This is a genomic window from Pseudomonas sp. P129, from assembly GCF_020312195.1.
Classification (GTDB): domain Bacteria; phylum Pseudomonadota; class Gammaproteobacteria; order Pseudomonadales; family Pseudomonadaceae; genus Aquipseudomonas; species Aquipseudomonas fragariae.
This window is the reverse complement of sequence record NZ_JAGPYS010000048.1, coordinates 1-325: the sequence shown is the minus strand read 5'-3', so window position 1 is coordinate 325 and position 325 is coordinate 1. Positions and strand designations below refer to the sequence as shown.

The window sequence follows — 325 nt, the reverse complement described above, 5'->3', positions numbered from 1 at the left end:
GGCTGGATCACCTCCTTAATCGACGACTCAGCTGCGCCATAAGCACCCACACGAATTGCTTGATTCATTGAAGAAGACGATTAGAAGCAGCTTTTGCTTTGCACACCCTATTTTGGGTCTGTAGCTCAGTTGGTTAGAGCGCACCCCTGATAAGGGTGAGGTCGGCAGTTCGAATCTGCCCAGACCCACCAGTTACCTGGTGAAGTTGGTCAGAGCGCGTACGACACCCGGATACGGGGCCATAGCTCAGCTGGGAGAGCGCCTGCCTTGCACGCAGGAGGTCAGCGGTTCGATCCCGCTTGGCTCCACCACTTACTGCTTCTGT

The 325-nt window shown here is 55.4% G+C and carries 2 tRNA genes; both read left to right on the top strand.

What is annotated here, in order from left to right:
* Nucleotides 1–114 precede the first annotated feature (114 nt).
* Nucleotides 115–191: transfer RNA gene (locus KBY02_RS26070), tRNA-Ile, on the top strand.
* A 44-nt stretch (nucleotides 192–235) separates the two neighbouring features.
* Nucleotides 236–311, top strand: a tRNA-Ala gene (locus KBY02_RS26065).
* Nucleotides 312–325: the final 14 nt, after the last annotated feature.